At 48.1% G+C, this 9,286-nt stretch carries 10 protein-coding genes, 1 rRNA gene and 1 pseudogene; 2 read left to right on the top strand and 10 right to left on the bottom strand.

Annotated elements, in window-relative coordinates; genetic code table 11:
* The 3 genes from XI25_RS26645 to XI25_RS26635 all read right to left on the bottom strand — a co-directional run.
* Positions 1–189 (bottom strand): 16S ribosomal RNA (locus tag XI25_RS26645); the annotation flags it as partial.
* Between the two features lie 479 nt (positions 190–668).
* Positions 669–899 carry a hypothetical protein gene (locus XI25_RS26640; protein WP_046680992.1) on the bottom strand — a complete coding sequence of 77 codons (231 nt, stop codon included), beginning with the start codon at positions 897–899 and terminating at the stop codon, positions 669–671.
* A 179-nt stretch (positions 900–1,078) separates the two neighbouring features.
* Positions 1,079–1,633 (bottom strand): stage II sporulation protein M, encoded by a 555-nt coding sequence (locus XI25_RS26635; RefSeq protein ID WP_235440440.1) that lies wholly within the window; start codon positions 1,631–1,633, stop codon positions 1,079–1,081.
* 151 nt (positions 1,634–1,784) lie between these two features.
* On the opposite strand from XI25_RS26635, the gene pdaB reads away from it, so the two are divergent.
* The gene (pdaB, locus tag XI25_RS26630; RefSeq protein WP_046680991.1) at positions 1,785–2,588 is read left to right on the top strand and encodes a polysaccharide deacetylase family sporulation protein PdaB; all 804 of its coding nucleotides are present in this window, start codon (positions 1,785–1,787) and stop codon (positions 2,586–2,588) included.
* 26 nt (positions 2,589–2,614) lie between these two features.
* Here the strand turns inward: pdaB and XI25_RS26625 are convergent, their stop codons facing one another.
* On the bottom strand, positions 2,615–3,229 hold the full coding sequence (locus XI25_RS26625) for a KinB-signaling pathway activation protein (RefSeq protein ID WP_046680990.1): 615 nt from the start codon (positions 3,227–3,229) through the stop codon (positions 2,615–2,617).
* 125 nt (positions 3,230–3,354) lie between these two features.
* Here XI25_RS26625 and gerD point away from each other — a divergent pair.
* Positions 3,355–4,090 (top strand): annotated as a pseudogene (gene gerD, locus XI25_RS35955) (spore germination lipoprotein GerD).
* A 144-nt stretch (positions 4,091–4,234) separates the two neighbouring features.
* Here the strand turns inward: gerD and XI25_RS26615 are convergent.
* From XI25_RS26615 to rplM, 6 genes are all read right to left on the bottom strand, one after another.
* Positions 4,235–5,320 carry an Mrp/NBP35 family ATP-binding protein gene (locus XI25_RS26615; protein WP_046680997.1) on the bottom strand — a complete coding sequence of 362 codons (1,086 nt, stop codon included), beginning with the start codon at positions 5,318–5,320 and terminating at the stop codon, positions 4,235–4,237.
* Positions 5,321–5,393: 73 nt separating this feature from the next.
* Positions 5,394–6,167 carry an N-acetylmuramoyl-L-alanine amidase CwlD gene (gene cwlD / locus XI25_RS26610; RefSeq protein WP_046680989.1) on the bottom strand — a complete coding sequence of 258 codons (774 nt, stop codon included), beginning with the start codon at positions 6,165–6,167 and terminating at the stop codon, positions 5,394–5,396.
* Positions 6,168–6,238: 71 nt separating this feature from the next.
* Positions 6,239–7,408 (bottom strand): sulfate adenylyltransferase, encoded by a 1,170-nt coding sequence (sat, locus tag XI25_RS26605; protein WP_046680988.1) that lies wholly within the window; start codon positions 7,406–7,408, stop codon positions 6,239–6,241.
* A 23-nt stretch (positions 7,409–7,431) separates the two neighbouring features.
* Positions 7,432–8,124: a phosphoadenylyl-sulfate reductase gene (locus XI25_RS26600; RefSeq protein WP_046680987.1), complete on the bottom strand. Its 693-nt coding sequence runs from the start codon at positions 8,122–8,124 to the stop codon at positions 7,432–7,434.
* Positions 8,125–8,304: 180 nt separating this feature from the next.
* Positions 8,305–8,697, bottom strand: coding sequence for a 30S ribosomal protein S9 (gene rpsI, locus XI25_RS26595; protein WP_046680986.1), 393 nt, complete (start codon positions 8,695–8,697; stop codon positions 8,305–8,307).
* 19 nt (positions 8,698–8,716) lie between these two features.
* Positions 8,717–9,154: a 50S ribosomal protein L13 gene (gene rplM, locus XI25_RS26590; protein ID WP_046680985.1), complete on the bottom strand. Its 438-nt coding sequence runs from the start codon at positions 9,152–9,154 to the stop codon at positions 8,717–8,719.
* Between the last annotated feature and the right edge of the window lie 132 nt (positions 9,155–9,286).

Below are 9,286 nucleotides of genomic sequence, written 5' to 3'. Positions count from 1 at the left end.
AATAAATTATCCGGTATTAGCTACCGTTTCCGGTAGTTATCCCAGTCTTGAGGGCAGGTTGCCTACGTGTTACTCACCCGTCCGCCGCTAAGCATCTGAGGTGCAAGCACCTCATCAGCTCCGCTCGACTTGCATGTATTAGGCACGCCGCCAGCGTTCGTCCTGAGCCAGGATCAAACTCTCCAATAAGGATCGGAAGGAGGCTCATACCCGAAGGTGATGAGGTGTTCCATCCGAAGTTTGACTTGCTCATTAGAAAAACTGACGAGAATTAAAATTCTCATTGTTGATCTCGCTTAACGCAAGATCGGTTTAACTCACTCGTTGTTCAGTTTTCAAAGATCAATGCTTTTTTTTCGTCATCGCCTCATCTCAGCGGCGACTTTTATAATATATCATACTTCCTAGTAACTTTGCAAGTCTTTTTTTTTAAAAAAAATTTGCGAGCTATTTTTTCATAGTTCAGAGCCGCCGATCGGCGGCTTCGTCTCTGAAAAGGAAGCGAAAATTAATTTAACATGCGTCAACCCATTTCGTCAAGACTTTTTTTAGCATTACAAAGTGATTAAGTTTTCAGCAAACAAAACCATTCTATGATCGCATGAAAACAACATCTGTACGGTCTGTCTTCACCTCTGAATATACATTGATAGGCGTTTTACTATTGATTAATGTTTGATTTGCGGAAACTTCCCGTTACGCGCATATTTCGAAAGCTCCTTTTGAGGAGCAAACCGGGCATACATCCGAAATACCGTCTTGTATCGATTTGCAATGGCATGCCTGATGTTTGCATCCAGCCGCTGATCGCTTAAATCCAACAGCATTTCATCCAACTCTTTTCGCAAAACATAATCAAGCTCTTTGCACTCTTTTTCGTTAAACAGCATTCCCAGCATCACTGGACCCTCCTCTAAAATTCCGGACAATGCCGGCCATTTACCTTGGCCGCTCCGGTGATCTTATGTATGTGTCTCATATTGAATCAACAACCTTCAATCGTCGCCCTAAGCCTTCAGCAGGCCCCGGCCTTTCCGACCGGAGCCGCTTTATTAGGTATGCTCATATTTTGGGGAAATTATGACATGAGCCACAAGGTTATCGTGCTTTCGATGATGGCAGCTATAAACAGTAAAAGAACAATCCATAACGAGGCCGTTCCCGTCTTGCGCCATAGATCCCGCCATTGTCCCTTAATCCCGCTTCCCCTATTCCCTCCCGGAAACATACTCTTAAACACCATGCCTCCAAGAACCAAACCATATGCACAGGCGATCAGAATGACGGGTATCTCTATAATGCCATGCGGCAGAAGCCCTTTAATAATAAGTTCACTCAAATTGCCTCCGTTTGAATCGACTACATTCAAAAGAAATCCGATCACCATCCCGTTGACGGCAATAAACACAAGCGGAATGAGTCCGAACAAAATCCCTGCAAACATCACCAATATCGCCTTGATGCTGTTATTTAGAAAAATAAAGATGAAAAAGCTCATTTCGGGATGGTCGGACTGCCTCAAATCTTGGCTCATTTGGCCTAAGCCTTGAATCTCTTTAACAAGCATCTCCTGAATCGATCCGGAAGCTCCCCACCCTGCGGCAACGCCCACAGCAAAAAGTACGGCGGACAAAATAAAAAGCAACCCGGATGGTGCCCAAATCTTTAATGAAAGTGCTAAAACGAAACATCAGCTTCCTCCTTTAATGGTAATAACTTTCGGGTACGAGCATAGATTTTAAGTAAACAAGCAGTTGCATTTGAAAGGAGAGGGGCGCTAAAGTATGAATTTTTTCTATGTACTGAACGGCAAAAAGATAAAACGGTTTTTCTTTGTATTTGCCGCTGCCATTTTTGCGGTGGGTGTGATTTATGTGGAGAGCGACAACATCTCCGTATTCTCGGAAAGCACACCGTCGGCCATTTACAGCGTGCCAACGGAAAAGAAACAAATAGCACTCACGTTTGATATCAGTTGGGGCGAAAAGCGCGCTGAACCCATCTTACAGGTACTTAAGGATAAGAACGTGTCCAAAGCAACTTTCTTTTTATCCGCGCCTTGGAGCAAAAGCCATCCTGATACCGTAAACAAAATTAAGGAAGCAGGTTTTGAAATCGGCAGCCACGGCTTCAAGCATGACAATTACAGTACGCTCAGCGATGAGGAAATAAGGAAGCAGATCACGACTGCCCATACTATTTTAACCGCAATGACGGGACAAGAACCCAAATTAATCCGCATGCCGAACGGAGATTTTGACAAAAGAGTGTTAAGCATCGCCGACAGTCTTAATTATACGGTGATTCAGTGGGATACAGACTCCCAGGACTGGAAAAATATCGGCGTGGATAAAATCGTCGAACGCGTGGTTTCGAAAGCTCACCCGGGTGATATCGTTCTTCTTCATGCCAGCGATTCTTCCAAACAGACGCATGAGGCCCTCCCTCAAATTGTCGATGAACTGCGCAGGCAGGGCTACGAGTTCGTGACCGTGACCGATTTGCTGCAGCAAAGCAGCACTAAAGGGACCGAAGTGCGCGACCATGCTCTTTTGCAAAAAAATTTGGATGACGCGGCCGGTCTGTAATCTTTCGCAAACAGGTTTTGAATAACTTAAAAAAGAGCTAAGTCGATTAGCTCTTTTTTTTCGTCTTGCGTTACTTTATGAAGCATCAGGATTTGGTACGCATTGCATGCAAGCAGCGGGATAATGATAAACACTGTAGCATTATTTACCCCGATTTTCAGGACGCCGATGATTTCCAGGATCGTTACGGCAAGCATGAAAAACATGGTCGGAATGATCGCGTTTACATTCGTCAGCCTGACCTTAAAGTAAGTAACGGCGATCGCAACCGCCAAGATCCCGACTCCTAGCGTCAAATCCCATGAGAAATTCTTTTCCCCGCCGACAAAGGTCCGCAAAAATATGAGCTCCAGTAGCGCCAACGCTGACAATACAATCTGTATGTACTCCCATGTCTTTCTGCGGAAGACGCCGATCCCCATATAGTTCAGGGTCAGATAAGCAAAAAAGCCTAACTGGGAATATACGCTTACAAGCGCGCCATACCCGAACAATATCAAGGGATAAATCAATAGATCGACCGTTCCTTTGAATTGGATGGTACCCGTAGCGAATTGCAGCACCAATCCCGCAATAACGGCTCCCACGGCTCCTACGAGCATGGTCTTCCAAAATAGTCTTGCCCACTTCCGTAAGCTCAAATGCCTCCACCCCCATAACTCATTATTTTACCAACGTTCACAACAAAAAACCATGCCTGCATCGACATATTTCTCCGGTTCCATCACATACTATCATCAGCAATATACAAAGGAGGACAGCGGTAATGAAGTGGCCGTTATTTCGTTTATGCAGCATTTTAAGCCTAACTGCTTTGCTGCTTGGAGCTTGCGGTTCGGATCAAGGCTACTCGCAGCAACAGATGGGCTATAAAGAAATGAAATCCATGGTTGTCGATATTCTGAAAACCGATGAAGGCAAAAAAGCCGTTGAGGAGGCTTTAAGCGGCGGCGGCGGCGGCTCTTCAGGCGGGGGCGGGGGCGGCGGAGGTTCCATGAGCATGAAAATGCTCAGCGCCCAATCCGGCGAGCAGATCCGCATGGCTGTCAAGGATACGCTGGTTTCGGAAGAGTACAAAAAAAGAACTGGAAAAAATCATGACCGATCCTCAATTTGCCGGTGATTTCGCAAAAGCCATCAGCGCCGAAAGCAAGCAGCTCCACATGCAGCTGATCAAAGATCCGACCTATCAAAAATCGATCGAGGACATTTTAAAATCTCCGGAGGTCATGAAGTCATTCCTTGATTTGACCAAAACATCGGACTACCGTAAACAGTCCATGACCATCATGCAGGAAGCGATGCAGAATCCGCTTTTCCGCATGGAGGTGCTTCAGCTGCTTAAAACGGTCGTGAAGGACGAGCTCCAGCCGACGGTTGAGAAAAAAGGTCAGCAGGAAGGCCAAGGTGGCCAGGGCGGTCAAGGTGGCCAAGGCGGTGGCGGCGGCGGTGGCCAAGGGGAAGGCAAAGAACAAGGTGGCGGTGGTGGCGGCGGAGGTTAATCCTCGCGAAAACTCCTTCGCCCTCTTTCTTAAAAGAAGCCAAGGCTCCTGCCAGAAAAATAATTCGAGCATTCAAAAAAGCTCCCTAAGGCTGCAGGGAGCTTTTTTTGGTTTAAGGCAATCATTATGGCTTAAACGCCATAGTTATTCTCCCGGGCTTTCACATTTCACCGCTACTCTGGCAGCTATTTCGTCGTACATGTTGGCGATCTCCGTCCCTGCTCTGTAAACCGACGGAGAAAAATCCGGCTCTGTCGGGAGATTGTCCGGCGCACCCAGAGGAAGCTGTCCAAGAAGCTCCGTATGAAGCGTCTCCGCTAACTTGCCTCCCCCTCCACGACCAAAAACATAATCCTTTTCTCCACACTTGGAGCAGTTGTAGTACGACATATTCTCGATTACGCCCAGTACTTCATGATTCGTCTGAAGCGCCATGGCCCCGGCACGTGCCGCAACGAAAGCCGCGGTCGCATGAGGCGTGGTCACGATGATTTCCTTGCTCTGTGGGATCATCTGGTGCACGTCAAGCGCAACGTCGCCCGTTCCGGGCGGAAGATCAAGCAGCATATAATCCAACTCGCCCCAGCCGACATCCTCGAAAAACTGGCGGAGCATTTTTCCGAGCATGGGCCCCCGCCATACCACCGGGCTGTTCTCCCGGATGAAGAATCCCATAGACATGACTTTAACTCCAAAACGCTCCACCGGCACGATAACGCCGTCTTCCGTAACGGAAGGCCCCTCTTCAATGCCCATCATATCCGGAACACTGAAACCGTATATATCCGCGTCGATCAGCCCTACCCTTTTGCCTTGACGCGCCAAGGAAGCGGCCAAATTGACGGTAACGGTCGATTTGCCCACGCCCCCTTTACCGCTTGCGATGGCGATAAAGTGTACGCCTGATTCAGGGTTTAAAAGTTTATGATTCTGCATGCCCGCCGCATGGCCTTTCGTAAGTTTCTCGCGGTCATTCGGCTCTTGGGAGGTTCTATTCTCCAAGGGACGCATCCGGATATGGATATCTTCCGCACCTATAGCCTGAAGCAGCTCACGGATTTGGGCATCCAACTGCTCGCGCTGTTCTTCGTTGCTGTATGTAACCGACAGCCTTACGGTACGCTCCTTAACGACAATATCGCGGATACGCTGAAGCTCCATCAAGCTTTTCCCCGTCTCGGCATCCCGCAGCGGCTGTAATATTTCCTGAACCTGCTCTCTGCTTATCAGCATAATCGTCAGCACCTCGGCTCTATATAATGGCATTTTATAGAATGCTTCAACACACTTGTCTATTATACCATTACTTTGTGTGCTGTGACGACTCATTCGGGGTCTCTCCGGCAGCGTACCGCAAGATGCCTTTATATACGGAAGCAGCGACTTTTCGCTGATACTTCTCGTCGCGGAGCATTTCCGATTCCTCCGGATGGGATAGAAAGCCTACTTCTACCAGGGCCGACGGGATCCGCAGCGCTTGCAGCAGAAACACCCGGTCATCCGTCTTGGCCAGCCTCTGAGTGTTCTCAAGATTATGTCTAATCTCGCTCTGGATCAATTCCGCCAAACGTTTGCTTTCCTCTTTGTCCGGCGGATAAAACGTTTGAGCCCCACTCCAGCGGTTCGATGGAATGCTGTTCAGATGAATGCTGACAAACAAATCCGCCTGCTTGTCTTCAATGAAACGGACGCGGTTTTTAAGATCCTCGGTTTTGCGCTTGGAGTAGCCTTTCGTTTCCGGTGAAGCCAAATCATAATCGCCTTCCCGGGTTAACACCACCAGGGCTCCAGCCTGCTGCAAATAATCCCTCAGATATAAGGTGACTGCCAAGTTAACATCTTTTTCAATTACACCCCTCCGGCTTACCGCCCCGCCATCGGGTCCCCCGTGACCCGCATCGAGGGCAATGACCTTTCCGGCAAGCGGCAGGCTCCAGTATTTTACGGTTTTTGTACTCGGAATCTCGTATGACACTACGGCAATCAACAAAGCGAGCAGACCTACGCCAAATATCGCTTGCTTGACCCGCCTCCACGATATCCATAGAGTAACCTTGTCCGATCCCGGCTTGGACATTAAAAATCCACCTCGTCCCATAAGTGATGTACTTATACATATGGGACAAGGCGGACAATTATGTCCTGCCGTTATACTGAGATGTGTTGTCTCATGCCCTCGATCAAAATTTGCGCGACCTCGGGACGCGTAAATTCGGGAGGCGGGCACTTCCCTTCCCGAAGCAGCCCCCTGACCTTTGTGCCGGACAGCGTCAAATGCGATTCTCTTCCATGAGGGCAGGTTTTGCTGGAGGCCATGTTACCGCATTTTGTGCAAAAAAAGCTGTGTTCGAAGAAAAGCGGCGTGATGCCCAGTTCCTCCGGCGTAAAGTTACGGAATATTTCCTGGGCTTCATACGTTCCGTAGTAGTCTCCAACGCCCGCATGGTCTCTTCCGACGATAAAGTGAGTGCAGCCGTAATTTTTCCGTACGAGCGCATGGAATATGGCCTCTCTCGGTCCGGCATACCTCATTGCGGCCGGAAAAACGCCAAGAAAGGTCCGATTTTCCGGATAGTAATGGTCCAGCAGCGTTAAGTAGCTTTTCATTCTTACATCCGCAGGAACATCATCCGATTTCGTTTCTCCAACCAATGGATTCAAAAACAGACCGTCCACGATTTCCATGGCGCTTTTCTGGATGTATTCATGGGCGCGGTGAACCGGATTCCGTGTCTGAAAACCGACTACCGTATTCCATCCGCGTTCCTTGAAGAGCCCTCTTGTATGAATGGGATCATAATAAAATTCCTCAAACTTCTCAGGCTTCGGTCGATTGACCACTTCAATCGGGCCGCCCACATAGAGGGATGAACGCTCATAAAGTTTTTTTACGCCTGGATGTTCCACATCCTTGGTTTTAAATACCTTGACCGCTTCCTCTTGCTGATCGACACGATAAATGCTGTCCACGGTAATCACGCCATAAACAACGCCGTCTTCCTCCCCAACCAAAGCGGCCTGTTGACCCAGGGAAAGCTTAGATGCCGTGGATTCATCCACGGCCAAAGTAACCGGTATGCTCCATACGGTTCCGTCGGCGAGTCTCATGGAACTGACGACGGACAGGTAATCCTCTTCATTCAAAAATCCTTGCAACGGAGAAAACGCGCCTACTCCGATCAGATCCAGATCCGATACCGTCCATGCGTTGATTTTTATGGAGGCCATGGTGCGTGATGCCTTTAAGAGTTTTTCCCGTCTGTCCCCTTCTGCAATTCGGTTTACCAGTATGCCGCCATGCGGCGATAAGGATGTCATGAATCCGCCTCCTTGATCTAGTTTTATTTATGAAGACCGCATTCCGTTTTTTCGCTTCCTGCCCAGCGCCCTGCTCTCGGATCCTCACCGGGCATCACCTGCCGGGTACAGTAGTGGCATCCGATACTTGGAAAATTGCGGTCATGCAGCGGATTATAGATGACATTATTGTCCCGGATATAGTTCCATACGTCATCGTGGGTCCAATCCGCGATCGGATTGAATTTGATGAGACCGAACTTCGTATCGTATTCCACCTTCTTCGCATTGGCCCGTGTCGGTGCCTGATCGCGGCGGATCCCTGTAATCCAAGCTTCGTATCGGGAGAGTATGCGGGTTAACGGTTCCACTTTACGGATATTGCAGCATTGGTTCGGGTCAGCCTTCCATAAAGCTTCGCCATATTGGGAAGCCTGTTCCTCCGGCGTTATCTTCGGTGATACTCTAATAAATTCCAAACCGTATCGTTCTTTCAGCCGATCCCGTGTCTCGTAGGTTTCTTGAAAGTGAAAATCGGTGTCCAGATAAAAGATGTCTGTCCCCGGGCTGACCCTTTGAATCATATCCACCAAAACGACGTCTTCCGCTCCAAAACTGCAAGCAAACGTAATGTTCGGAAAGGTTTCGACAGCATGGGAGATAATCTCTTCTGCTGAAGATGACTCAAGGGTCACCGCTTTCTCCTTGATCCAATCCTCTTTCTCCAATAAATTCATGTGTTTCCTAAACCTCCTCAACTAAATCCCGTTATTCCTACGTATATAGTATGAATTAAATACAGTATAGTTTATTTCGATTTAATGTCAACTGTTATTACTAGGCGTCTCCCTATATTATTCAAATCACGCAAAAAAGGACCCTTTCCGTAAACGGAAAAGGTCCTTGATCTGATAATATTAACGCTTGGAGAACTGAGGCGCGCGACGAGCCGCTTTAAGACCGTATTTCTTACGTTCTTTCATACGTGGGTCACGAGTCAGGAATCCTGCTTTTTTCAGCGAACCGCGGAATTCAGGGTCAGCCTTCAGCAATGCACGGGAGATGCCGTGACGGATTGCGCCTGCTTGACCGGAAATGCCGCCGCCATGAGCGATGACGAGAACGTCATATTTGCCTAGTGTTTCAGTCAAAGTCAAAGGTTGCTTAACGATCAGTTTGAGGGTTTCCAAACCGAAATATTCATTGATATCGCGTTTATTGATGACAATTCGTCCTTCACCCGGTACAAGGCGAACACGTGCTACCGAATGCTTACGACGACCTGTCCCATAGTATTGTACTTGTGCCATGAAACTGTCCTCCTTTTAATTAACCGCGAAGTTCGTAAACTTCTGGTTTTTGAGCTTCGTGTGGATGTGCTGTGCCTGCGTATGCTTTGAGTCTCAGCTTCATTTTTTCGCCCATGCGGGTTTTAGGAAGCATGCCGTGAACCGCGCTTTCGATCACGCGCTCAGGGAATTTCTTGATCATGTCTTCAGCAACAGTCACTTTCAATCCACCTGGATGCATGGAGTGACGGTAGTATTTCTTGTTAGTCATTTTCTTGCCTGTCAGGTGAATTTTCTCCGAGTTAATGACGATTACGAAATCGCCAGTGTCCACGTGTGGGGTAAATTGTGGCTTATGCTTGCCGCGGATCAGAGCCGCAACTTCACTTGCCAAACGGCCAAGCGTTTTGCCTTCGGCATCAACGATGTACCATTTACGATCAACTTCGTTTGGCTTCGCCATATAGGTGGTACGCATTGTATAGTTCCTCCTTGTATTCATCCGAAAATCATTTTCAAATTTTCATCATTTATCGTCGTTCGTATGTCTTACAATGTTTAAGTGATGGATACTTTCACGGCATTTTCTTAACCGGGGCTGTGGGAGAGC

This window comes from Paenibacillus sp. DMB20, from assembly GCF_000987955.1.
GTDB lineage: Bacteria > Bacillota > Bacilli > Paenibacillales > Paenibacillaceae > Paenibacillus_AQ.
Note: the sequence above shows the minus strand (reverse complement) of the source record. Positions and strands in the feature narration are given on the sequence as shown.